Origin of the sequence: Polaribacter sp. L3A8, from assembly GCF_009796785.1 — a bacterium.
In the GTDB taxonomy this organism is placed as follows: Bacteria; Bacteroidota; Bacteroidia; order Flavobacteriales; family Flavobacteriaceae; genus Polaribacter.
On record NZ_CP047026.1, the window covers coordinates 3,900,877 to 3,924,399 of the forward strand.

General features: G+C 28.7%; 21 protein-coding genes. 9 read left to right on the plus strand and 12 right to left on the minus strand.

The genetic code is table 11. The features are described 5' to 3' along the window. Positions 1 to 198: 198 nt before the first annotated feature. The gene (locus GQR92_RS16175) at positions 199 to 2,214 is read left to right on the plus strand and encodes a thiol-activated cytolysin family protein (protein ID WP_158841333.1); all 2,016 of its coding nucleotides are present in this window, start codon (positions 199 to 201) and stop codon (positions 2,212 to 2,214) included. Positions 2,215 to 2,544: 330 nt separating this feature from the next. On the opposite strand, the gene GQR92_RS16180 is transcribed toward GQR92_RS16175, so the two are convergent. After that, positions 2,545 to 2,754 carry a lipopolysaccharide assembly protein LapA domain-containing protein gene (locus GQR92_RS16180; protein WP_158841335.1) on the minus strand — a complete coding sequence of 70 codons (210 nt, stop codon included), beginning with the start codon at positions 2,752 to 2,754 and terminating at the stop codon, positions 2,545 to 2,547. Between the two features lie 188 nt (positions 2,755 to 2,942). Between GQR92_RS16180 and GQR92_RS16185 the strand changes: the two genes are divergently transcribed. The 3 genes from GQR92_RS16185 to GQR92_RS16195 are packed head-to-tail and all read left to right on the plus strand — an operon-like array spanning position 2,943 to position 4,533. After that, positions 2,943 to 3,512 (plus strand): RNA polymerase sigma factor, encoded by a 570-nt coding sequence (locus GQR92_RS16185; RefSeq protein ID WP_158841337.1) that lies wholly within the window; start codon positions 2,943 to 2,945, stop codon positions 3,510 to 3,512. A gap of 6 nt (positions 3,513 to 3,518) precedes the next feature. Beyond that, on the plus strand, positions 3,519 to 3,719 hold the full coding sequence (locus GQR92_RS16190; protein WP_158841339.1) for a hypothetical protein: 201 nt from the start codon (positions 3,519 to 3,521) through the stop codon (positions 3,717 to 3,719). Continuing rightward, on the plus strand, positions 3,706 to 4,533 hold the full coding sequence (locus GQR92_RS16195; RefSeq protein ID WP_158841341.1) for a mechanosensitive ion channel family protein: 828 nt from the start codon (positions 3,706 to 3,708) through the stop codon (positions 4,531 to 4,533). Before GQR92_RS16190 ends, GQR92_RS16195 begins: the two co-directional genes overlap by 14 nt. 487 nt (positions 4,534 to 5,020) lie before the next feature. Here the strand turns inward: GQR92_RS16195 and GQR92_RS16200 are convergent, their stop codons facing one another. Then, entirely contained in the window at positions 5,021 to 6,868 is a 1,848-nt protein-coding gene (locus GQR92_RS16200) for an outer membrane beta-barrel protein (protein WP_158841343.1), read from the minus strand. Between the two features lie 167 nt (positions 6,869 to 7,035). Here GQR92_RS16200 and GQR92_RS16205 point away from each other — a divergent pair, with 167 nt between their 5' ends. Beyond that, the gene (locus tag GQR92_RS16205; RefSeq protein WP_158841345.1) at positions 7,036 to 8,046 is read left to right on the plus strand and encodes an OmpA family protein; all 1,011 of its coding nucleotides are present in this window, start codon (positions 7,036 to 7,038) and stop codon (positions 8,044 to 8,046) included. Positions 8,047 to 8,053: 7 nt separating this feature from the next. Here the strand turns inward: GQR92_RS16205 and GQR92_RS16210 are convergent, their stop codons facing one another. From GQR92_RS16210 to GQR92_RS16235, 6 genes are all read right to left on the minus strand, one after another. Next, complete coding sequence (locus GQR92_RS16210) at positions 8,054 to 8,296, minus strand: DUF2809 domain-containing protein (protein WP_158841347.1); 243 nt, start codon at positions 8,294 to 8,296, stop codon at positions 8,054 to 8,056. Between the two features lie 379 nt (positions 8,297 to 8,675). Beyond that, entirely contained in the window at positions 8,676 to 10,064 is a 1,389-nt protein-coding gene (creD, locus tag GQR92_RS16215; protein WP_158841349.1) for a cell envelope integrity protein CreD, read from the minus strand. Positions 10,065 to 10,095: 31 nt separating this feature from the next. Then, positions 10,096 to 10,485 carry a hypothetical protein gene (locus GQR92_RS16220; protein WP_158841351.1) on the minus strand — a complete coding sequence of 130 codons (390 nt, stop codon included), beginning with the start codon at positions 10,483 to 10,485 and terminating at the stop codon, positions 10,096 to 10,098. A gap of 54 nt (positions 10,486 to 10,539) precedes the next feature. Further along, entirely contained in the window at positions 10,540 to 10,836 is a 297-nt protein-coding gene (locus tag GQR92_RS16225) for a winged helix-turn-helix domain-containing protein (protein WP_082864288.1), read from the minus strand. Between the two features lie 26 nt (positions 10,837 to 10,862). After that, positions 10,863 to 11,471 (minus strand): hypothetical protein, encoded by a 609-nt coding sequence (locus GQR92_RS16230; protein ID WP_158841353.1) that lies wholly within the window; start codon positions 11,469 to 11,471, stop codon positions 10,863 to 10,865. A 138-nt stretch (positions 11,472 to 11,609) separates the two neighbouring features. Next, complete coding sequence (locus GQR92_RS16235) at positions 11,610 to 12,167, minus strand: hypothetical protein (RefSeq protein ID WP_158841355.1); 558 nt, start codon at positions 12,165 to 12,167, stop codon at positions 11,610 to 11,612. Positions 12,168 to 12,204: 37 nt separating this feature from the next. On the opposite strand from GQR92_RS16235, the gene GQR92_RS16240 reads away from it, so the two are divergent. Continuing rightward, complete coding sequence (locus GQR92_RS16240; RefSeq protein ID WP_158841357.1) at positions 12,205 to 12,573, plus strand: DUF5655 domain-containing protein; 369 nt, start codon at positions 12,205 to 12,207, stop codon at positions 12,571 to 12,573. A gap of 203 nt (positions 12,574 to 12,776) precedes the next feature. Here GQR92_RS16240 and kdsA read toward each other — a convergent pair whose 3' ends face one another. Further along, complete coding sequence (kdsA, locus tag GQR92_RS16245; protein WP_158841359.1) at positions 12,777 to 13,595, minus strand: 3-deoxy-8-phosphooctulonate synthase; 819 nt, start codon at positions 13,593 to 13,595, stop codon at positions 12,777 to 12,779. Between the two features lie 78 nt (positions 13,596 to 13,673). Between kdsA and GQR92_RS16250 the strand changes: the two genes are divergently transcribed. Genes GQR92_RS16250 through GQR92_RS16260 form a run of 3 tightly spaced genes read left to right on the plus strand, consistent with a single transcriptional unit; the run spans position 13,674 to position 15,550 of the window. Continuing rightward, positions 13,674 to 14,663, plus strand: a complete 990-nt coding sequence (locus GQR92_RS16250; RefSeq protein ID WP_158841361.1) for a M28 family peptidase — start codon at positions 13,674 to 13,676, stop codon at positions 14,661 to 14,663. Positions 14,664 to 14,672: 9 nt separating this feature from the next. After that, positions 14,673 to 15,194 carry a DUF4136 domain-containing protein gene (locus GQR92_RS16255; RefSeq protein ID WP_158841363.1) on the plus strand — a complete coding sequence of 174 codons (522 nt, stop codon included), beginning with the start codon at positions 14,673 to 14,675 and terminating at the stop codon, positions 15,192 to 15,194. After that, positions 15,194 to 15,550, plus strand: coding sequence for a TfoX/Sxy family protein (locus GQR92_RS16260; protein WP_158841365.1), 357 nt, complete (start codon positions 15,194 to 15,196; stop codon positions 15,548 to 15,550). The genes GQR92_RS16255 and GQR92_RS16260 overlap by 1 nt, the downstream gene beginning before the upstream one ends. A gap of 31 nt (positions 15,551 to 15,581) precedes the next feature. Here the strand turns inward: GQR92_RS16260 and GQR92_RS16265 are convergent, their stop codons facing one another. The 3 genes from GQR92_RS16265 to GQR92_RS16275 all read right to left on the minus strand — a co-directional run bounded on the left by GQR92_RS16265 (position 15,582) and on the right by GQR92_RS16275 (position 23,386). Continuing rightward, complete coding sequence (locus GQR92_RS16265; RefSeq protein ID WP_158841367.1) at positions 15,582 to 16,064, minus strand: hypothetical protein; 483 nt, start codon at positions 16,062 to 16,064, stop codon at positions 15,582 to 15,584. A 157-nt stretch (positions 16,065 to 16,221) separates the two neighbouring features. Then, the gene (locus GQR92_RS16270; protein WP_158841369.1) at positions 16,222 to 16,668 is read right to left on the minus strand and encodes a hypothetical protein; all 447 of its coding nucleotides are present in this window, start codon (positions 16,666 to 16,668) and stop codon (positions 16,222 to 16,224) included. 91 nt (positions 16,669 to 16,759) lie between these two features. After that, on the minus strand, positions 16,760 to 23,386 hold the full coding sequence (locus GQR92_RS16275; protein ID WP_158841371.1) for an alpha-2-macroglobulin family protein: 6,627 nt from the start codon (positions 23,384 to 23,386) through the stop codon (positions 16,760 to 16,762). Positions 23,387 to 23,523: the final 137 nt, after the last annotated feature.

Here is a 23,523-nt window from a genome sequence, read left to right on the forward strand (position 1 = left end):
ACTGTTTTTCCTCAGGATTAAATCACTTTTATAAATTAGAATTAATTTTTATAGCTCTAATGATTCATACATTAAGAGCTATCATTTACGTAGTTGTGCTTTTTTATTTATTCCCTTATAAAAAAAACAGGAAAAACCCTTAAAGTGCTGGTGGTTATTGTTTTGTATATTAGATTCTACAAATTTAAAACAAATAACATGAAAAATTTACTAAATTTTACCTTAATATTATTTTTTACTTTGGGAATAAATGCTCAAATTAAAAAAACAGACACCGTTAAAAAATCAGTTAAAAAGGGTAGGCTAATCAAACTGAAAACTAACCCAAAATTGATAAAAAAAGACACCGAAGACAAAGAGATTCCTAAAAAATATTATAGCCTTAATGGGAGTAAATCAGGCGTAATTAATGCCAAGAATCCAAAATTTTCTTTTCTAAAAAACTTTAAAGTAAAAGATAATTTTTCTAGTATTTCTGATACGTATGGAGAGAGGAGTGTTACAGTTATTAGTGATGATGAAAAAAACTCCATCGAAACGACTGTTGTAGATACAAGTGGTAAAGAATTAGAAGATGGTTTAGAATGTGTTAATCAAACTATTACCGTAAACGCAAATAGTAGTTCTTTTAAAGAGTTTGTAGAAGAAGCTGTGCCAACTTGGATAAAACCTGGAGTTATTTTGAATGTAACTGATTTTTTAAATTTTAATAGAAGACCAGTTGTTGCGGCAAGAAAACCTATTACAATTTTCACTGATTTGAATAGAAATGGAAGTGTTACCGAAATTATTGAAAACCCTGGTTCAATTAGTCAAATACAAACCGCAGTAAATAACTTAAATAAAGGCGGAAACGTGATGTCTAATTTTGCCCCAGAGTATACAGAAGTTCATAATATAGATGAATTTAGTTTTGAGGTTTATGGCGAGTATAGAAACAATATTATAGGTATTGAAACAGCTGCTAGCTATGCAAATAGAAATAGAAAAGAAAGTCATTATTATATTGTTGAGGTTTTTCAAAATATGTTTAGCATCTCTGTAGAGGGGTTAGATGCCGAGCAAGTTTTTGTAGAAGAACAACCTAATATGCAAGATTTTTTATATGTGTCTAAAGTAAATTATGGTCGTAGAATTATTGTGGTTTTAGAAACTAAATTTAAATTAAATACTAAAGAAACAGATTTAAGTGTAGAAATAGATAGATTATTTCAAGATGGAGGTGTAGAGTATAACTCTAATCGTTTAAAAGTTAAAAATGAAGTTACAATTAAAGCCCTTTTTTATGGTGGAGATCCAACAACAGATTATAGATTAGTTGGAAATTTAATTGAATCTGGTGGTTTAAATGCGGGGGCTAGTTTAAGGAGTTACTTTGAAAGCCTTCCATCTAACTCAGAGCAAGCTGCACCTATAAGTTATGAGCTTAGTAATTTAAATAACGAACGTTTAGGTATGAGAAGTGTTTTTACACAAAATATTAGAACATGTACTCCTAAATTAACCAATAATTTAAAGTTAAAAGTAACGCTTACAGGAATTCAGAATATTCAAACTAGAGATTCTCAAGATAGAAAGTTAACTGATATTTATGGTTTACAACAATATATTGAATACAAGAAAACAAGGTCTACATTTAATAATATGAACCTAAAAAGTATTCCTGGTAAAGAACAGTATCCCATGTTTTCTAATAGAATAGGTGTTGCAAATGAAGATGGTATAATCCATACCAACCAAATTATAAATGGTAATGGAGACAATACAATTACAGTAAAGCAAGATAGAAGTCTTAATCCAGAACAAATTAATAATTCATTAATATTTACTATTACACCTAACCTATTTGATGAGTCTGTAAATACTCGTTTTAGAATACATTCATGGTTAAAAGAATATACAAAACTTAAAAACGGATTAAATAAGAACGTTAATCCTAAAGTACTTGTAGATTGGGCTTATATTGATGTAGATTTAAAAAAAATTATTCAAAATTTAATGTACCCAGATTCAGGAATGCTTTTTGATAAACCTTATCCTGATACGAGGTTACAAACAGGTGATAGCTTTTTGATAGAAGAAGGAGGTACAAATGTAATGATGCCGCTAGCTAAAAGTAAAAACGGAAATGCTTTAGTAGGGCCAATAAAGCTAAATTTACCTGGCACAGAAACAACTGCTATTGCTTGGTATGAGTTTAGGTTGGTAGATTAATTATTTTATTTGCTTTATTATTAGAGCTACAATGTGTTGTTGCTTTTGATTTTAACTAAAAATAATTCCTCGAGATTTAATTTCGAGGTTTTTTACTTTACCGATTATTTCAATCTTTACAATAGAACATAAATCTAATGTAAGTTTTAAACAATACTCCAACTTTAAAAGTAAATTAATATCACGAAATGCTATTTCTATATAAATTGTAAAATCGTTAAAATCATCATTTACAATAATTACCGTTGGTAAAGAAACTAGTTTTACTGATAAAAATTTGGCCTTTCGTTTTTTTTTAAGGAGTTATAATCGTTTCAACTTTAAGCTTATTTAATAAGAGTTTGTTCTATCATTTTTAAATTTAATAGACATTAAAACACCAACCAAAATACCTATAGAAAAGCTACCTAAAATTACCAATACTCTAGAAATTGATACTTTCCAAAATAAAAAATTGACGTCTGTGGCTTCTGCATTTTGTATAGAAAAAACAACTATAAGAATTATAAAAATAAGGGATAAAATATTTTTTAACTTCATGGTATTAGAGTTTTATATTCATATAGAAAACACAAACAAAATTAAAAAGTCACCTTTTAATTAGTTTCCTTAAATAAAATTAACCTTATAAATGAGAAATAAAAATGTATATTAATATATAATTATTTCTATAATAATAAAGTGACTTTTTAAAATTACTTGTGTTGTATGTTTAAAGACAATATTAAATGAAGCTTACGTCGTATAAAAAATTATCCGATGATGAAATTATTAAAATTATATGCGAATCTAACAACTCTTTAGTTTTTGGTGTTCTTTATGATAGATATTCTCTAATCATTTACAATAAATGTTTAGGGTTTACAAAAGACAAGGATGATGCTAAAGATTTAACGCAAGAAATTTTTATAAAACTTTTTTTTAAACTAAAAGATTATCAGTCCCAATCTAAGTTTAAAGCATGGTTATATGTCTTTGTTTATAATACATGTATCAACTATGTTAATAGAGATAAACATCATAATCAATTAAAGTCTAAAGCCCCAATTTATGAATTAGACGATCTCCAAGAGGAGGAGGTTAGTGATTCAAGTATTTTTGAGTTAAAAGTAGAAGCGTTAGATAAGTTACTTATGCTAATAAGTCCGGAGGATAAAACGATATTATTGCTAAAATATCAAGATGAACTGACAATTAATGATCTCTCTAGGTTATACAATGTTGGGGAAAGTGCAATTAAAATGAGACTACAGAGAGCAAAAGAAAAATTAGTGCAATTAAAGAACATAAATAATTGATATAAAATGGAAAACCCTTTTAAAAAATTATTGACACCACTTCAGGAAGTACCTCAAGAAATTAAAAGCGAGGTAAATAATAAAATTGCTTTGCGTTTGTTAGTTAGTGATTTAGCTAATTTATTTACAGTTAATTACGCAGAGGCCGCTAAAAGTATTATAGAAAAAAAATCAACAACTAAAACGAATAATAATGGAGAAGTTTAATGCTTGGAAAGAAATATCAATAAATTCTTTTAATAATTTATTTGAGGTGATAACCGAATTATTACCAAATATTATTGGTGCAATTTTAATACTTTTTGTAGGGTGGTTAACAAATAAGGTAATAGCTTTCTTTTTAAAGAAAGTTTTAAAATTGATTAAAATTGATGCTTTATCTGATAGAATTAATCAAAAAGGAGTTTTAGGTAGGGAAATTAGAAATTTAGATGTTTCAAAAATAATACTACTTTTTATTAAGTGTACACTTTTTTTGATAACGATAACTTTAGCTTTTGAAATTTTAGAACTTCAAACAATTTCTTCTGTAATTAGTGATTTACTTTTATACTTGCCAAAGTTATTCGGAGCAATTGTGTTGTTTATTTTAGGTCTATATATTGCTAACTTTATTAAAAGCTCTTTAAATAAAGTCTTTGAATCTTTTGATATTATGGGAGGTAATATTATTGGTGATTTTGTTTTTTATATAATTGTTACTATTGTTACCATTGCTGCAATTAACCAAGCCGGTATAGATACTAGTATTATATCTAACAATTTAACCGTTATTCTTTTTATCGTGTTAACTTCTATTGGTTTATCTCTTGCTTTGGGGTCTAAGGAAGTAATTAGTCAATTAATGAAAGCCTTTTATGTAAGAAAGAAATATAATATTGGGCAAAAGATAAAAGTAAAAAATTACACGGGTTATATAGAGTCTATAGATGGTATTTCTCTTACATTAAATACAGAACCTAATAAGGTTGTTTTTCCTATTTCAGAAATTGTTACAAATGATATTGAAGTATTAGATTAAAAGATTCCTTTATATTTTATACTAAAAAGAGAGCATTCTAGAATGCTCTCTTTTTTTATTTTAGTACTTTTTTTAATCCCTATTATTTATTGTTCTTAATTCACTTTTCTAACAATTATAAAATCTTGTTTAAATTATAGTTTTATGAATGTTTAAGCGAAATCTACTTTAGCACTCTTTCTCTAAAAAGATAAAAGTGAAGACACTTTTTATATTTCTATTGCGCATATAAATAGTATAGAAGAAAGCTTGCGAGTTTGTTTAAGGCTGTGTTTCTTTATGTTGTAATAATACAAGCTAGTCTAACTATTTACTACAGGCCTTTAATTATTGCTAGAATAACTTGTTTTTTAACTTATAGAAATAAAAAAAGCTGTTCTTATCTAGAACAGCTTTTAATCTAACTTCGCTAAAGATTTGTTTACTAGTTGTTTAAATTCACTATGGATTCAAACAGTTTAAGTGTTTTTTCTTTTAGTAAAGAAGTCTACTGTTTCTTATTATCTTCTTTATTTAAATCATTTATTTTATTAATAAGTTCACTATTCTTATCTTTTTCTGTTTGTTTTTTGCTATTTAGTTGTAATAATAACTGCTCTAATAAATTAACTCTAGTATTTAATTCTTCAATTTTTTTGTCTTGTTCTATAGTACTACTTTTTGTCTGTATAGATTTATCATCTTCTATTTTAGCAGGCTCAAGGTTCTCGTTATCTAAATTTTTAAGAATTCTCTCTATAAGAGATTCAAATTCTACAGGTGTCATTTTAATTAACTTCGATTTTTCTTCTAGTTGAATAGGAGCTGTTACTATCTTTTTTGTATTTACTTCTTTAGAAGTAGACACCACAGGTGTAACAGAAGTAACTTGTTGCTTAACTGTTTTTACTTGTATTTTTTCAACTTCTTTTACTTCCTTTAAAGATGCTACTACTTGTTTTTTCTCTTCAAGAATTTCTACTGCTTTTTCAATATCTTTTGTTTCGTAGGCTGCTTTAAGATCATTATTTAAAGTATTAATATTAGATTGATATTCTTTTTTAAGTTGTTCAATCTTTATATGATTTTTATCATCCTGAGCTGTTAATTCTCTCTCTAAATTTTCTGTATTAACGCTACTAGGAGCTTTTGATTTTTTACCTAAAGAAAATTTAATTCCGGCGTTGTAAAAAATATGAGTTTGAATGTCATCTGTGGTAGTAATGTCTTTAGCATTTTCACCAGAAGTTATCATTGCTCTTGCAGCTGCTGTAATTAATACATGTTTACCTAAAGGAATATTTAAACCTAAACCACCGGTAGCAAACTCGCCACCTTCTACATTCGTTAAAAGGCCATTTACATTAGGTGCAGAAACATAATTGTTACTTGTACTTATATAACCACCACCTAAAGTTAAGAAAGGTATTACGCCATTACCATCATTTAACCTAGCTCTAAACTCCCCTCCATACATTGCCATATTATCAAAGTTGGTAGAAATCTCTTCATTTTCAGTTGCTTGAAAATAGAATGCTCTAATACCAATGTATTCATTTAAATCTAAACCAGCATAACCACCTAACATGTACGTGTCTTTGTATAAAGATTCTCCAGTAAAATCTACATAAGCAAGACTTGGCTCTATTACCCATTTTATACCTTTAAAACCGCCTTTAAAATTTTGAAGATACGCCTTATCTAAATCAGATAAAGTTCCAGGTTTTCTTCCTCCTAAATAAAACTGTAAAGACCCCTGAGCAGACCAGTTAGACAAGCGCTCGCTATTAAAATTGGCATCTGTTACACCAAAGCTTGCTTTATCTTCACTAGATAATAAAGCAACACCAGAATTAAATTTGTAGGTGGTATTTTTTGCTTCTAAAGCAAAAACAATACGGTTTGTAATATTAAATTTAACACCTAAACCTAAAGTAGCGTATACTTGTTCAAAATCTTCATTAGTATCTAAATCTATATTTTGCACACCAGCACCTAATGTAAAATAAGGCTTCACTCCTTTAGTACCAATGTTTGCTTTAAACTCACCTCCATAACGAGAAACGGATACCTTTTGTGTGTTAAAAAGTGAAGGGTTAAAATCGGTAATACCAAAGTTACTAAAATCTGTTTTTTGATCTAAAGATTGTAAATAAATACCTCTAAGCTCTATAAATTCACCAAAACCAAAACCTAGTTTTCCTCCAACCAGTACATTGTCTTCTAGCCCTGATTTATCATCCCACCAAGTGTATTCTGCTGCTGGTGATATTGTAAAACTGATATCTTTTACTTGTGCTTTACCAACGTAGGCACATAGAATAAGAAGCATTGTTGCTAATTGTAATTTTCTCATTTTATTTAATTATTAATTAGTTATTGATTTCAATATTATAAACACACTTTTAATTGTTAAGTCACATTCGTTAAAATAATTCGTTAATTATGTGACTTATATTTATATTGTTGTGTTTTATAAATAAGTGGTGGTAATTACTATTAAAATTTTAAAAAAAAATTAAAATGAATTCAATAAAATATATTAGTATTTCTTTTCTTCTATTAGGTTCTTTAACTATGAGTTATGGGCAGCAGAAGGATGTTAATGATACTCAGGAAAGTATTGTGGTAATGAGTGAGGCTGATATTTTGTCTTTAACCCAAAAGTTTAGGCTTTACAAAAAAGAGAAAAGCTTAAAAAAGAATTCTAAGATAACATTAGTTAAGCAGAATGATTCTATTTTTACCAAACAAAATAATTCTAGTTTTGACTTCGATTATTTAAAAAGTAGGATAGAAGAATTAGAAAATCGCTTAAATAATCAAAATAATAGTGCTCAAAAAAATAATACTTTTAGCTCTGAGTCTAATGAGTTTAAAAACCTTAAGTTAGAAATTAGTGAGCTTAGGCATGCGTTATTACAGAAACAATCAAATAACGTTAAATCGAATGTTGTTTATTTACCTTTTATTAATCGGAATGTAGAAGAACCTGAGCAAATTACAGAAGACCAGGCTGCTAATAATTCAATAATTGTACAACAAAAACAAGATTCAATTTATAAAGAGGGGCATCATTTAAATCAACCAAATAAAGCAATTTCTGTAAGCGATTTAGAAGCATTAGAATTTAAAATACAAGAGCTTAAAAATGAGATCTCTCAAAATAAAACATTACCTAGTAATTATGAAAAATTAATTGCAAAGTATAAAAATTATAAAAAAGAGATCTATTTTGCCAATAATTCTAAAGTTTTAAATGATAACTCATTACAGACGGTAGAAGACTTGTATGCTATTTTAGAGGTAAATGAAAATTTAGACATAATTGTAAAAGGTTTTGCAAGTAATAAAGGAAATGCAATCTATAATGAAAACTTATCAATGCTACGTACAGAAGGGGTTAAGAAAGCCTTAATGTTAAGGGGTGTGCATGCAACAAGAGTATTAACACAATACCATGGAATTGATTATAGCGCACAAAGTGACTCACAAGCAAGAAGAGTTGAGGTTTCTTTTTTGGTAAGAAAATAATTATAACTTAGAGTGCTGTGTGTTGCTCTTTTGCTTTTTCAAAAATTAATATAGTAATAACTCCAAGGGTATAGGCTATTAAATCTCCAATACTAAAAGAGGTGCCTAATATTATTTTTAATGTTTTAGAATAGGCTGATGGAAAGTTATTTTGTAAATCGGATAATTGAAGAAATTCAATGCTAAAAGCGATTATAAAGGTTATTAAAATTGCTTTTTCTATCGATATGCTAACGATACTTTTTATCAAGGTATAACCAACATAACAGCTAAATAATCACCTATTGTAAATCTAATAAAACCTGTAGCAAATTTTTCGATAAGTATTTCTATGATCAATAGTAAAATAAAAGCGATAAAATATTTTAAGTGTATTTTCATGGTTTAGTTAAATAATAGTAGCATTAAAGCACATATAATTAAGATGGTTGTTAGTATTGTAAATACCGTTTTCTTCTCACTATTTTTTATATTAAAAGTTGATATTATCAATTTTGAAGTTAAGTAGCTTATATAAGATATTGATGTTAAGAATAAGAGTGCTAATAGTGTAAATGAAATCATTTTCTTTTTTGTTAAAAAGCAAAACCTCGAGTAGGTTAGAGGCTTTGCTTAATTAAAACGGACTATTAACTATTTTCCCAATCTATTTTTCTTGAAGCAAACATAACCGCTGCTAGAATTACAAATAGACCAATACTGCCTACTAATAAAGCATAATTTTCTAACTGAATAATTACAAAAATAAAGGTGTATAATGCGGTTAATGAAACTCCAATAAAAATTGGAAATTTGATGTTTTTTAAAATTGATTTAGAGTATAAAGTGATTAAAGAAACCACGGAAGCTCCTGAAATTAAATATGCTTTTAGGTAACTACTATGTTCAGATATTGAAATTAATAAGGTGTAAAACATGGTTAAAGCAATACCAATCATTAAATATTGAAACGGATGGATATTTATTTTGCTCATAGATTGTATCAAAAAGAAAATTAAGAACGTAAGTCCAATTACTAAAAACCCATATTTGGCAGAACGTTCACTTTTTTGATATTCATCTACAGGAATTAAAAAATTAACTCCAAAAGCATAGTTTTTTAAATTAGGAATTCCGTTAAAGTATTCTTGAGAAAAAGGTCTGTTGATATCTAATATTTTCCATTTTGCATTAAAACCTTCTTCTGTAATTTTATCAGAATTATGTGGTAAATATTCTCCGATAAAATTAGCAGTTTTCCAGTCTGAATTGATGCTAACATCTGTTTCTTGACCTACTGGTATAAAACGAATTTGTTTGCTTCCTTTCATTTTTATGGTTATAGCAAATGAAGTTTCCTTTCCGTTTGGTACATCTAAAAGTTGTAAGTTATTGCTTTCTAATTCGTTTAAACCTACATAATCTGTGTTGTAGACTATTTGAGAATCTGTATTTTTAAAGTTCTTAGAAGTTAACTGATACTTGTTTTTATGAAACTGAATTTCAAACAAACTAGCGGCTCCTTTTAAATTTGAAGATTGTATAATTACTCTTGTTTTATCCCAAAGAATATCTTCGTCGTTAATTTCTATTTCAGAAAAATTGGGTTTAGAGAAGCTTCCATTAATAGCAATGCTACTTTTATAAACAGCAGTTTTATAGATTCCTCTTGTTTTTTCTTCTGGATTTATGGTTGAATTTATGACCAACTTTTTAGGGAAAAAGTGTGCATATTTTATTTTGGTAATTGTTTCCTTTTGTACCTCTTTAGTAATTGGATTTGTTATCGTTTTTTCTGAATATCTTTTATAAGGTACTTTTAAAATAGGACCATAAATTAGAGCTTCTTCTCCCCATTTTTGATTGATTTCACTAACAACTTCTTGCTGGCGTATCATTCTTTCGTAAATTAAACTTTTAATATAAGAGAGCGGAATCATCAATACAAGTATTAAGATTCCTACCATTAGCATTCTTGCGGTAATTGAAGTTTTTACCCATTTGCCAAACTTTCCTTGTTGTTGATTATTCGTTTCCATAGTTATTAAATTTTTATAATTTGTTGTTTTTTTATTGATTAATTTTTATTCCTATTACATAAATAATAGCCGCTATTATACTAGAAAATATAAGTCCAGTTATAAACGAAAAATTTCGACCAGTATCTGAAATTACATTTTTCATAGCAATTTTAAATTCTGGAGTTATTTCTGTATTATTAAAAGTTCCGTTCTTATCTAAATCAAACTTTTGTAAAATTAAGTTTGAGGAATAGTGAGCGTAAGTTGCGCTACCAACGATAAATAAATAGCTGAAAAAAAATACAGTGACGCTAATCCAAAACCATTTATTTTCATTGTTTTTAAAGATTGTTTTCCTTTTATATATTAGTATCCCTAAGGTAATTATGGAAATTACTGTAGGAATAATTAAATGGTATGGTACATTTATTTCTTTCATAAATTTTGTTTTAAAAGAACTTTGAAATTCAAAGTAAGTGTGTAAAAAAAAAGTTTATTTATTTTTGATTAATTTTTCGAGTGCTTCAATGTGTTTTTTAAATTCCATTTTACCTAATTCGGTTGCTAAGTATTTTGTGTTTGGTTTTCTGCCAATAAATTGTTTTTCAACTTTTATAAAATCTACTTTTTCTAAAGCCTTTGTATGACTTGCTAAGTTGCCATCGGTTGCGCCTAATAATTCTTTTAAAGTATTAAAATCAGCATATTCATTCACCATCAAAACAGACATAATACCAAGTCGTATTCGATGATCAAAAGCTTTGTTTATATTTAGAATTATATTTTTCAACTTAGGTCTATTTATTATTAAACAGGTTATTTTCTATCGTATTTAAAATACATAACAGCTCCATATAAAATGTGCATTATTCCAAAACCAAGTACCCAAAACCAAAAACCATAACCAGGTAAAATAGCTGATAATAAACCCAAGACTATCTGAGTAAGTCCTAAATATTTTACATCTCCCAAAGTATATTTAGAGGCATTAAATAGTGCCAAACCATAAAACAATAGCATTAAAGCACCTGTTTGTCCGTAACGTTGTTGATTTAAAATTATGATAATATAAATTGCACCAGCCACTAAGGGAGTAATAAAGTTGAATAATAATCTTCGTGTTAAAGGATCCCAAATTTTTTCATTATTTTTTTTTGCTTTTCGTGTGGTTAGAAAGATAGCAGTTGCTACACTAAGTGCTCCAACTAAAAGTAAATCTATTAGTGCCAAACGGAATACTTCTCCGTCTAAAGTAAGAATTCCATTTCCTTTTTGCGTTACCAACCAATATGCATAGGCAGAACCTATTAAAGCGTAAATTCCTGCTAAAATACCAGACAGACCACTCAATGAAATAAATTTTGATGATTTACTCATTAAGTTTTTAATTTCTGATATGTCTCTTAAATAATCTTCTTGACTCATTTCTTAAAGAACTTTGAACTACAAAGTAAATGTAAAATTTTGAATTGTACAAAAAAAAGTTTAATAAATAAGTTTTGATCTTTTATTGAAGTTTTTTGAATAAATCTGCTAGCTAATAAAACCAATTTAAAAAAGAAATTATTCTTTAACAACAACTCCGTAAGCAACATGTGCAATCCCTAAAATAGAAAGAGAAGAAGCCCAATATGTAGGAATTAAGAAACACATAACTGCCAAAAGAATACTTACTCCAGATAAAATTAATAGGTTTTTTCGTTCTTTATTTTTGAATACAAATAATAAAACAGCATATAAAATTAGAAAAGTAGGAGTGATGTAGTCTATAAAACCTAGGTTCATTAAAATAAGTAAAGAAGCAAAGATTATAATAATTCCTAGAAAATATTTTTTGGTTGCAGCTTTGGTTTTTTCACTCCAAAGTTTATGTTCTTGTTTTTTAGCAGTTCTTTTTCCATTAAAAAATAAAGTTAAAGAAGAAAATAAAAAAGCAAAAATGGTTATAGTAATGATTAAGATTTCTAATGTTTCTGCGGATAACATTCCTAAAGGATTATCATCAATTAAAAAACCATTTAAAATAGTTTCTATTAAATAGCTTGCAACAAAAATAAAAGCTCCAATTAAAATACTTGTAATCCCTTTTAAAGAAAAATTAATTTGAATATTATTGTTCATTTACTTGTGTTTTTTTATCTTCCGCGAATATACAAAAATGAAACCAGCAGAAGCCTTTATCTTAGAACAACCAGAACCATTCAAATCCATTTTAATGCATTTGCAACTATTAATTGAAACCAATTTTGCTGAGGTTGATTTACAGTTTAAATGGAAAATGCCTTTTTATTATTTAAACGAAAAACCACTTTGTTATTTAAATCCGTCTAAAAAGAAAGGATATGTAGATGTTGGGTTTTACGTAAATAACGAATTTAAAAAATTTAATGAATTTGTAATTTCTGATAACAGAAAAGTAGTGAAATCTTTACGTTATACAAAGGTAAGTGATATAAATGCAGAGGTGCTAATTTCTGTTTTAGAAGAAGCATATAACCAAACTACAAAAGGTTTTTTTGGAAAGTGATTTTTATAAAATTTTAATGTCTTTTTAAGTTTTATAAGATAAAAAAAATCCTATAAGATCTAAAGAAAGACCTTGTAGGGTTTATGTAATTAATTTATCAAATAAGAGCGTTAAGGATTGAACGGCTTGTTTGAGCTCTTTTTTCTTTTTCAGAAAAAAAGCGAGTAGTGAAAGCCTGTTAAAACGCCCTAAAAATGTATGTTTTATAAACTATTAATCGTTTTTCTAATAGTAACTAAGTTGGTTAATAAACCTTCTAAATTGTCTAAATGTAACATATTTGCTCCGTCAGATTTTGCATTTGCAGGATCGAAATGTGTTTCTATAAACAAACCATCTACGTTGTTTACAATTCCGGCTCTTGCAATGGTTTCAATCATATCTGGTCTTCCGCCAGTTACTCCTGCAACCTGGTTTGGTTGTTGTAAAGAATGCGTAACATCTAAAATTGTTGGTGCAAATTTGCGCATTTCTGGAATTCCTCTAAAGTCTACAATCATGTCTTGGTAGCCAAACATAGTACCTCTGTCTGTTATCCACGCTTTTTCAGAACCTGCATCTTTTACTTTTTGTACTGCGTGTTTCATAGCACCCGGACTCATAAATTGTCCTTTTTTTAGGTTGACTACTTTACCTGTTTGTGCTGCTGCAACTACTAAGTCTGTTTGACGTACTAAAAATGCAGGAATTTGTAAAACATCTACATATTCTGCCGCTTTTATGGCATCTGAAACTTCGTGAATGTCAGTTACCGTTGGTACATTAAAAGTTTCAGAAACTTTACGTAAAATTTTCAATGCTTTTTCATCTCCAATTCCTGTAAAACTATCAATTCTACTTCTGTTTGCTTTTTTAAAACTTCCTTTAAAAATATACGGAATTTCTAGTTTATCGGTAATTGTAATTACTTTTTCGGCAATTCTTAAAGCCATTTCTTCACTTTCTATAGCACAAGGGCCTGCAAGTAAAAAAAAGTTGTTAGACTTTGTGTGTTTTATGTTTGGTATAAGAGATAAATCCATCAGAAAAAAAATTTTAACAAAAGTACAAAATATTTATTGCGAATGATTGGTTATATTTATCAACTTAAAATCAATATAATGAAAAAAATCAACCTAGTTTATATCCTTTTAATAGCAACTATTTTTTCTTGTAAAGAGAGTTCTAATGTTGTTAAATCAGAAAAAAAGATAGCAAAAATAGATTCTGTTACTGTTAAAAAACACCTTTATACATTAGCTTCTGATGACATGGAAGGAAGAATGACAGGAACTCCCGGAATTGAAAAAGCAGCTAAATACATAGAAAATGAGTTTAAAAGAATAGGATTATCTACGTATGATACTTTAAAAAATTACAGACAAACTTTTACATTTACAGATAGAAGGTCTAATAAAGAAATTACAACAAGTAATATTATTGGTATTTTAGAAGGGAAATCTAAGAAAGATGAAATTGTAATTGTTTCTGCACATTATGATCATTTAGGTATTAGAAAAAAAGAAGGACAATTAGATAGTATTTATAATGGTGCAAATGATGATGCATCTGGAGTAACTGGAGTTTTAGCTTTGGCAGAATATTTTAAAACGAAAGGGGCTAATGAAAGAACCATTCTTTTTGTAGCTTTTACCGGAGAAGAATTAGGCTTAATAGGTTCTACACATTTTGGTAAAGGAATTGATGCTAGTAAATTTGTTGCTGGTATTAATTTAGAGATGATTGGTAAGGTGCCCAGTTTTGGACCAAATACAGCTTGGTTAACAGGCTTTGAAAGATCTGATTTTGGTAAAATAATTCAGAAAAATTTAGTGGGTTCAGGGTATCAATTGTTTCCGGATCCGTATAAAAAGTTTAATTTATTTTTTAGGTCAGACAATGCTTCTTTGGCTAGATTAGGCGTTCCTTCACATACTTTTTCTACAACACCAATAGATGTTGATAAAGATTATCATCAAGCTTCGGATGAAGCGGAAACACTAAACATGACCGTAATTACACAAACCATACAAGCGGTTGCAAAAGGCACAGAGAGTATTATTAATGCTAAGGATACACCAACGAGAGTTGTACTTAAAGAGGGTAAATAATAGTTGTTGATGAAAAATAGTAAATACATATTTTTGTTTTTATTGATAGGATGCGCATCACCTAAAGTAATTACAGATTATGATGATAAAGAAGATTTCTCTAAGTTTAAAACTTATGAGTTTTATGAAGACAACGGCGATAACTTAAATGATTTTGATGTAAAACGTATTGTGACTTCAATTGAACAAAGACTTAAAGAAAGTGGAATGTTGCAAAAAAAGGTACCAGATTTTTTTATCTATTTTGATATGGAAACTTCAGAAAATCAAAATAGCAATACAATTGGAATTGGTGTTGGAAGTGGTGGAAGAAATGGAGGAATAGGAATTTCAGGAGGACTACCCCTCGGAGGAAAAAAAATGAATGAAAAACTAATTATTAAATTTATTGAAGCAAAGGATAATAAATTATTTTGGGAAGGTTCTTTAGTTTCAATTGTTAAAGAAAATAGAACTCCAGAAATAAGAAAATTACATCTACAAGAAGTCGTTCGGCAAATTTTAAAACAATTCCCATTAAAAAAACAATAATGGCATATAGTGAATACTTAGCCGATAGAGTTTCTCAATTTTTGAATGAAAAAAGTGTTTCTTTTATCACAAAAAAAATGATGGGCGGTTTGTTATTTATGGTAGATGATAAAATGTATGTTGCTGTAATAAAAGAAGAAATTATGGCACGCATTCATCCTAATATTTATGATGAATCTCTAGAAAAAGAAGGGTGTAATAAAATGAATTTTACAGGCAAACCAATGAAAGGTTTTGTTTTTCTATCTGAAGAAGCAATAGATCTAGATGACGATTTAAATTATTGGTTGCAATTAGCATTAGACTTTAATCCGTTTGCAAAAGCGAGTAAAAAAAGAAAATCCTCTAAAAATTAATTTAGAGGATTTATTATATATTGCTTTTTTTCTAGAATTGATATCTGATACTAAATGCAATATCATTATCAAAATCATTATAAGTATTTCCAAAACCAAATTCTGGTCTTAAATCTAAAGCAAGTAATATTGGTGCATCTGCAAAATTATACTCAATTCCAATATCTCCGGCTGCAAAAGCAAATGTTTCAGAAAAATCATTGTTGTTATTTTTGCCACTGTAGTTTCCTAAACCACCACCAACACCTGCGTACCAGTTAAAGCCACCTTCAATATTCCAAACCCATTGGTAAATACCTGTAGCCTTAAAACCATCGTAGTTTTTGTTATTTCTTAATCCTAAATCAATTTCTAACCTGTTATTATCTCCTAAAGCTCTTTGGTAAGAGATTTCTCCTCCAAAACCATCATTATCTCCCAAGCGTAAACCTATTGCGTTTTCAGAAATACTTTGTGCATTTACAGAAAATGCTCCAGCAACGAAAAGACCAATAATTAAAAGTGTTTTTTTCATAATTTTATGTGTTTTTATTTAAAGGTCAAAGTTATATCTATTATTTCATCTAAATGATCTTTATCCAATTAAATATTAATTCAAACGAACAATTTATCACATAAAAAACCCTTCTAATTGTTAAAGTAGAAGGGCTTATAAAAAGGTGAAATAATTTTTAAAATTGATATCTTACAGCTACACCAATATTAGAAGCTAGCCCATTTGAACTACCAGTAAAACCAACTTCTGGTCTGTAGTCTAGTGAAACTAAAATTGGAACATTAAAGTTATATTCAATTCCAACTATACCTGCTCCATAAACGCCTAATCTATTTGCAGAAACAAGTCCTCCACCAGCACCAGCATACCAGTTAAGACGTTCTTCTAAATTCCAAATCCATTGATATAAACCAGTTGCTTTAAAATCATTGAATTCATTGGCGATACCTAAATCTACTTCTAATCGGTTGTTATTACTTAAATGTTTTTGGTAGGAGATTTCTCCTCCTGTACCATTTCCGCCACCAATACGAACACCAATTGCATGGTCAGATATATTTTGGGCATTTATTGTTAAATTTATAGCAAATATTAAATTGAGGGCTAATAATATTTTTTTCATTTTCTTATATGAGATTGGGGGTTTCTCAAATCTACAACCTTTCAACTCTTATATCAAAATATAAGGGCAACTATTTTGCTAGGTAAAATGCTTAATTTTCTAAGATCTTAATTCTTACACCTTTAGAATGGCTACTAAATTCAGGAGCATACATGCTTTGTATGGTTGTAATTCCGTTACTAAATTCTCCGGCATTATTTACACGAACATCATATTCAAAAACATAGATTCCTTTTGGTAATCTGTCAAAAAAGAAATTTGTTGCAGCGTCTTTGGTGCTCTCATAATAGCCTAAATTATCTTGCCATTTGTATTGAGATAATACATTGATTGGTTCTACACCAGAAGCTCTCATGTCTTTCATGTGTATAAATTCCATATCTCTATCGCTTCTTAATTCGATACGAACCGTAATTAAATCGCCAATGTTTAGTTTGGTGTCTTTTGTAATTTCTTTCAACTCTTTTCCTGTATCAGAATTTAATTTTAAGAATAGTTTTTTATTCAGTTTTAAAGGAGTTTCTGCAGAAGTAATTTTATCTAAATCTTCAAAATATTGCCAATACAAACCACCCCAAGCAATTCCGTTTCCTTTTTTGGTGATGGTAACATCTGCCATTTCTTTTTTGATGTCACTAGTACTCCAAGAGGTTTTAAAATAACCTGTTCCTGCTTCCACTTTTACATCGTCCAACTTTGTTGGATTAATTTCTTTGTCACCAACTTTTATAGCTACCATTTCTGTAATAGAAACCCAATCGTTACCATTTAATAACAAAGCATAAACAGCTTCTGTTGTTGCCTTTGTAGTTTTCCATCTATTGGTTTGCTTGTTTTTTAGCAACCAAATTTTTAGATTGTCAATAGTTTTTGTGTCGTTTTCTATTTCAGAAAAGGTTTCAATTAATAGTGCTTGTGTTTCTACCGGAGCTTGATAATAGTAGTAACCAGATGTATTTTCTTTCCAATACATCCCTAATTCATCCGATGAAATCGAATTTTCTTTTAATGATTTTAGAATTTTCTTTGCGGTTATTTTATCATCATTTCTAAACAACGATAAAGCAATTTGACCTTTTGCATATAAATTGTAGTCGTTCCAATACGTTTTTGCTTGATTTCTATAATAATCAACCGCTTTTTGCAAATTATCATCCAAAGAAATGGAAGCATAAAAACTACGCATATACAAATACTGAATGGTAAAATACCCTAAATTATTTTTTGATAAATAATCTTTATACGCTTGTTCTCCTTTCTTTTTAGTTTTTGCTTTGTCTCTAATTTCCTCTGCTCTTTCTAACAGTTTTTTATATTGTTCTAACAATTCTCCATCTAAATATTGAACAGATTTTTCAATCATATTTTTTGTTGATGCATCAAAATCAGTAACTCCTAATTTTGATAAATGTCCAAAACCTGTTGTAATATGTTGGGTGATAAAATTGCTTTCATAGCGTCCGCCTTTAAACCAAGAAAATCCACCAGAATTCATCTGCATATCTTTTAGTTTATTGATGGCTTTTTCTTGCTCGTTTTTCATCTTATTCAAATCGAATAATAAAGCAATTCTTTTCTTTTGCTCGGTTTCTGATTGTGCATCTCGCAACCAAGGAGTTTCTTGAATAATCAACGATTTTAATTCTTGATTCTTTTCTAAATTAGATAACAAAGCATCAGATGTTTTCCAAGCATTAAAAACTTCTTGAATTCTAGGATTTGAATTAGCTACAAAACTAGCCAATGTATTTGCGTAATATCTAGAGAAGGTTTGCTCTGCACATTCATACGGATATTCCATTAAATACGGCAAAGCTTGAATGGCATACCAAACCGGATTAGACGTCATTTCTAACGTTAACTTGTGGTTTTTTAAAGTTGATGACCTATTATTTTTTAACTTATCTAACGTAAACGTTTTGGTTTGGTTAGAACGGATCCACATTGGTAAGGTTTCTGTTACCAGCATTCTGTTGGATAAAACGGGTAAAACATTTTGTTCTCCGTCAGAAAAATCACCTGCTTTTGCTACAATTTTATATTGAACCGCTTGTACGGTTTCCGGAATTGATAAATTCCAAGAAACGCTTGTATTTCCATCTGTATTTACAGTAAAGTTTTTGTTAGAATTTAAGTTCTCTAATTCAGCGTCAATTTCTTTTCCTGTAATGGCATCAGTTAAAATTAGTTTTGCAAAACCACTTAATTGATTATTTGTTAGATTTGTAATTTTAGCACTCAAGGTAATTTTATCACCCTCACGTAAAAAACGAGGCGCATTTGGTACAACCATTAACTCTTTTTGAGTAACTGTTTGTAATGTTTTTGTTGCCGATTTTAATTCCGTTGTATGTGCTAATAATTGCAGTTTCCAACGTGTTAATGCTTCTGGCATTGTAAAAGAAAAACGAACTTGACCGTTTTTGTCGGTTCTTAATTGAGGGAAAAAGAAAGCCGTTTCATTAAAGTTTTTACGGGCTTTTACTTGTAATAATTGCTTGTCTACTCCTTTTTTTGTTGTGATAATTATTACTCCATTGGCACCTCTTGCTCCATAAACAGAAGTGGCAGCTGCGTCTTTTAAAACAGATATTTCTGCAATCTGATCTGGACTTAAAGTCATCTTGTCTACTATAACACCATCCACAATATATAAAGGTTTATTAGTACCTGTTGCAGAGCCCATTCCTCTAATTAGGGTATTTTCTGAATCATCAGAAATACTTACTCCAGCAACGCTACCTTCTAAAACGTTACTGATATCGGCTTCTTCATTTTCAGGGTTTAAATGACTAACCGCTCCGGTTATATGCCTTTTCATTTGGGTTCCATAACCAACCACAACAACTTCATCTAAATTAGAAGAATCTTCTTCTAATTTTACATTAATATTTGTTTGATTGCTAATTGTCTGTTCTTTGGAAATAAAGCCTAAATAACTAAAAATTAAAACATCTCCTTTTTTTATTTTGATGGAATAATTTCCATCAAAATCTGTTTCAGTACCAAAAGAAGTTCCTTTTATTATAACAGAAACTCCTGGTAAAGGTTCGCCATTTTCATCAGCAATAAAACCTGTAATTGTACCATCAAAATCTATTCTAGTGCTTTCTATTTTTCTTTTAATGTTTCTTAGATATTGTTGATTCTGCCATCTGTTTCCATTTAAACTAAAGCCAAACCAATTGTATGAGTCATAAGAATTAGTGGCAAAATTATAGTATCTTCTTTGGTTATTTCTGATGCTAAAATTAACAGTACCAAAACTATGATTGGCGTTACTATTTGTGTAAGAATAATATTTTGGTTTTGGGGTAATAGGATTAAAATTCCAATTATGAGGTTTAAACTCATCTAAAGAAGCATCGTACATAGATGCTAAAATTTCTGCTGTAACCGTGTTTTTTTTATCATCCTTAATGGTAAAACTCCAAGTTTCATCTTGTCCTGGTTGTAACTTATCTCTAAAAATATTGGTTTCAATATCTATCGATTCTTGCTTTTCAGGAACGTTTATCAATAAACTACCACTTTTAAAATAATTGTAATTTACAAAGTGATATTTTACAGCAAAACCACCAACATCATCTTTATAAACAGGAATTTTAATGGTTTTTATAGTGTTACTCAATTTTATTAAATGAGTAGCTATTGTTTTATAATTCTTTTCAATTTGAATAATTACGGTAATGTTTTCTGAAGCAGAACCTATTTTAAGGCTAACGTCATCACCTATATTGTAAAAAGTTTTATCTGTATTTATCTCAAATAATTTATTGTCTGCAACTTGTTTTTCTTTTGATGAAAAAAGAGCAAATCTTTGTTCGTCTTTTACTTCTTGTCCGAATTTGTCTTTACTTTCTAAGACGGCAATATATTGCCCAGAAACCCAATTTTTAATGTTTTTAAGTTCAAATTCTTTTGCTTTATCTGTGTCGAAATTAAGGGTATGAACAAGTGCTCCTTTTTTCCAATTTCTTTCATCAGTTTCATTTTCTAAATACGGATCATTAGGAAACAAGGTTCTAAATGTGTTTTCTGAAATATCTTGATAATCTGGTGCAGCCCAAGGTCTTTGTCTTAAAGCATTTTTAGGTGCTTGTAATTTATAAATTTTAATACTTCCTTTTGCAGGAATAAACTCGTCATTTAAATTTCTTGTATCAACCTTTAAAGAATTTTTTGTTGAATTTTTATCAATATTATCATCCATAGAAATCGATGCAATTAAACTGTGATAACCAACTTTTACAACGCTTGTTGCGCTGTGAGTTTCACCATTTATATCGGTAACATCGGCAGTAATTTCGTAACTAAAAACAGGTAGGTTTTCTTTAGAAACACTTTCGTCTGGTATTGCTTTAAAGATAATTTCGAATTTTCCTTTATTATTGGTAACACTTTCTCCATGAGTAATTTCTTGAGAACTAGAAGTTGGGTTTGGTCTTCGCCAATAATACCAACTTGGGTATTGCACTTTTCTATGTACGCGATAAACCACGGTTGCCTCTGTAATATTTGCACCAGAAAATGCTTTTGCAAATCCAGCTATAGTAATAGAATCATTTATTTTATAACTTTCGGTTACCGATTTAAAATCAGTCTCAAATTTTGGTCTTTTGTATTCTTCAACAGAAATTGTTGTTGAATTGTTGTAGTCATATTCATAATGCTGATTATTATCTTCCTCTAAACTTTCATTAACTTTAATGGTATAATTGCCTGTTAAACCATTACTAGGTAAAATAAACTCGCCAGCAACAGAGCCAAATTCATTCAGTTTTAAATTTAACGATTTTACTTCTTGATTATTAACATCATATAAAACAACTTCTACGTATTCATTTTTTAAAATATTAGATGTATTGCCTTGTTTTTTTATAACAATTGCTTTAAAAAATACGGTTTGTCCGGGTCTGTAAATACTTCTATCTGTAAAAATAAAAGGTTTAATTATTGTTTGATGATCGTCATTATTTCTATAGTTTTTTCTGTCATCATCAGAAATATAATAATCACCAAAAGAAGCTTCATCATTTTTTGTTTTTACTGTAATTTTAACATTGTTGTAAAATTCACTGCTTTTAAAAGAAGCAAACCCATTTTTACCTGTTATTAGGTTTTTGTTGATAAAAGCACCTCTATTTCTCTTTTCATTTTTTATATGAATCTCGGCATTTTTAATAGGTTTTCCTGTTTCTCTATCTACTACTTGATAGTTATGAATATCGTTAAAATTATTTTCAACTAAACTTAAATTTGTCGCTTGTAAAGCTGCAGAGCCAAAAACTTCATCTTCTTTTAAAGCTTCATTTTCAGAAGTAATAATAAGGTAAGTTCCGTTTTTTAACTTCGGTACAATTACCTCTGTCTGGTGCTGTAAAAAATCTTTTTCATTTCTTAGTTTGGCATTCCAATTAATTACTTTTTCTAAAGAGTTTATCAATTTTATTTTTTCTTCTAATTGATATACTTTATTAAATTGATGTAATTGAGCGTCTGTAATTTTATAAGCGGTAAAAAAGAGTTTGTTAATATTTTTATAGTTCAATAATAACCTTGAGTTTGTCTCTATAGAGATGTATTTTTCTTCAGTAATAGAAAGTGACTTCTGTAAAATTTGATTTTTAAGCACTGTACAGTTTTTAGCGCCTAAACTGTTAGGAAATTGTTTAATTACGGTATTGCAAATATCGATAGCCTCTTTATTTTTAAATCTGTCTTTTTTCTCTTTAGAAGTAGTGTAAGCGTTGGCTTGGTCTCTATATATTTTTGCAGTTTCAAAAGCATATAAACCACTTACAACATTTTCCTTAAAAATATCTGTTGATGATTTTAAGGTTGATAAAAAAATAGGTTCTTTATTCTGAAAAGTAGCATGCTCATTTACAAAGTTTAAACGATGAATATCCGCATCAACCAAAGCATCTAAATTATTTTCTTTAGCATGAAACTGAATTAATTTCTGATAAATTTTTAGAGCATTAAATTGTAATGAGAAGGTATCTTTAGATGTTAGTTTTAATTTTGAAAACGTTCTGTAATCACTTAAAAAACTGGAGTCATCTAAAATAAAATTATATGCAGGCGATGCAATTGATGTTTCGTTAGATTTATAAAATTCTAATGCATTGTGTGCAAGAAAATCATAGACTGTTGGTCTGTATTTTTTAGAGTCTTTTTCAATTTGTAAGATATCTACATATTCATAAATAGCTGTTTTTTGTAATGCTTCTGCATTTTCTAAAGAAGCTTCAAAATGACAGTGAATTTCCTTAAACAGTGTATTTAAATCCCAAGTTCTAAAATCATTAACATTTACTTTGTCCTCTGTTTTTGTTCTGTTGTAAAATTTATATCTGTTCTGTGTAAAATATTGCCAATACAGATTTGCTAAGATGTTTTCTAACACATTTTTTGTTGGAAATTTACTGGTAGCAATATGTTTTTTAAAACTTTCTATCACTTTTACTTGTGCGTCTTCTTCTAAGGTTAAAGAAAATTTACTTTTATAAAATAGCGTTTTTATTAACTGAGCAGAATTGTTTTCTGTGGTTGCCTTGGTGTAGATTTTATCTACAGTTTCTAACGCTGATTTAGGTAAATTGTCTATCTCTAATTTTTCTACCTGTAACCAAAGGTTTTTAAAGGAAGTTTGTGCGTTAGAAATGGAAGAGAATGCTATAATCATTAATAATGTTGATGTAATTTTTTTCATAATCATAAGATTTAATGCTGTCAAAGCACGTGTAAATCGGTCTATAAAACAATTTAAAATTAGTTAACGGGTTGTTTCACTGCGTAAAACCATTTTTTAACTGAGTTTCGTTATAAAGATACTTTATATTGTGTAAA

Coding starts and splice junctions, on each gene's coding strand:
- GQR92_RS16175 (WP_158841333.1), top strand. CDS start 199: ATGAAAAATTTACTAAATTTTACCTTAATATTATTTTTTACTTTGGGA.
- GQR92_RS16180 (WP_158841335.1), bottom strand. CDS start 2,754: ATGAAGTTAAAAAATATTTTATCCCTTATTTTTATAATTCTTATAGTT.
- GQR92_RS16185 (WP_158841337.1), top strand. CDS start 2,943: ATGAAGCTTACGTCGTATAAAAAATTATCCGATGATGAAATTATTAAA.
- GQR92_RS16190 (WP_158841339.1), top strand. CDS start 3,519: ATGGAAAACCCTTTTAAAAAATTATTGACACCACTTCAGGAAGTACCT.
- GQR92_RS16195 (WP_158841341.1), top strand. CDS start 3,706: ATGGAGAAGTTTAATGCTTGGAAAGAAATATCAATAAATTCTTTTAAT.
- GQR92_RS16200 (WP_158841343.1), bottom strand. CDS start 6,868: ATGAGAAAATTACAATTAGCAACAATGCTTCTTATTCTATGTGCCTAC.
- GQR92_RS16205 (WP_158841345.1), top strand. CDS start 7,036: ATGAATTCAATAAAATATATTAGTATTTCTTTTCTTCTATTAGGTTCT.
- creD (WP_158841349.1), bottom strand. CDS start 10,064: ATGGAAACGAATAATCAACAACAAGGAAAGTTTGGCAAATGGGTAAAA.
- GQR92_RS16220 (WP_158841351.1), bottom strand. CDS start 10,485: ATGAAAGAAATAAATGTACCATACCATTTAATTATTCCTACAGTAATT.
- GQR92_RS16230 (WP_158841353.1), bottom strand. CDS start 11,471: ATGAGTCAAGAAGATTATTTAAGAGACATATCAGAAATTAAAAACTTA.
- GQR92_RS16235 (WP_158841355.1), bottom strand. CDS start 12,167: ATGAACAATAATATTCAAATTAATTTTTCTTTAAAAGGGATTACAAGT.
- GQR92_RS16240 (WP_158841357.1), top strand. CDS start 12,205: ATGAAACCAGCAGAAGCCTTTATCTTAGAACAACCAGAACCATTCAAA.
- kdsA (WP_158841359.1), bottom strand. CDS start 13,595: ATGGATTTATCTCTTATACCAAACATAAAACACACAAAGTCTAACAAC.
- GQR92_RS16250 (WP_158841361.1), top strand. CDS start 13,674: ATGAAAAAAATCAACCTAGTTTATATCCTTTTAATAGCAACTATTTTT.
- GQR92_RS16255 (WP_158841363.1), top strand. CDS start 14,673: ATGAAAAATAGTAAATACATATTTTTGTTTTTATTGATAGGATGCGCA.
- GQR92_RS16260 (WP_158841365.1), top strand. CDS start 15,194: ATGGCATATAGTGAATACTTAGCCGATAGAGTTTCTCAATTTTTGAAT.
- GQR92_RS16265 (WP_158841367.1), bottom strand. CDS start 16,064: ATGAAAAAAACACTTTTAATTATTGGTCTTTTCGTTGCTGGAGCATTT.
- GQR92_RS16270 (WP_158841369.1), bottom strand. CDS start 16,668: ATGAAAAAAATATTATTAGCCCTCAATTTAATATTTGCTATAAATTTA.
- GQR92_RS16275 (WP_158841371.1), bottom strand. CDS start 23,386: ATGAAAAAAATTACATCAACATTATTAATGATTATAGCATTCTCTTCC.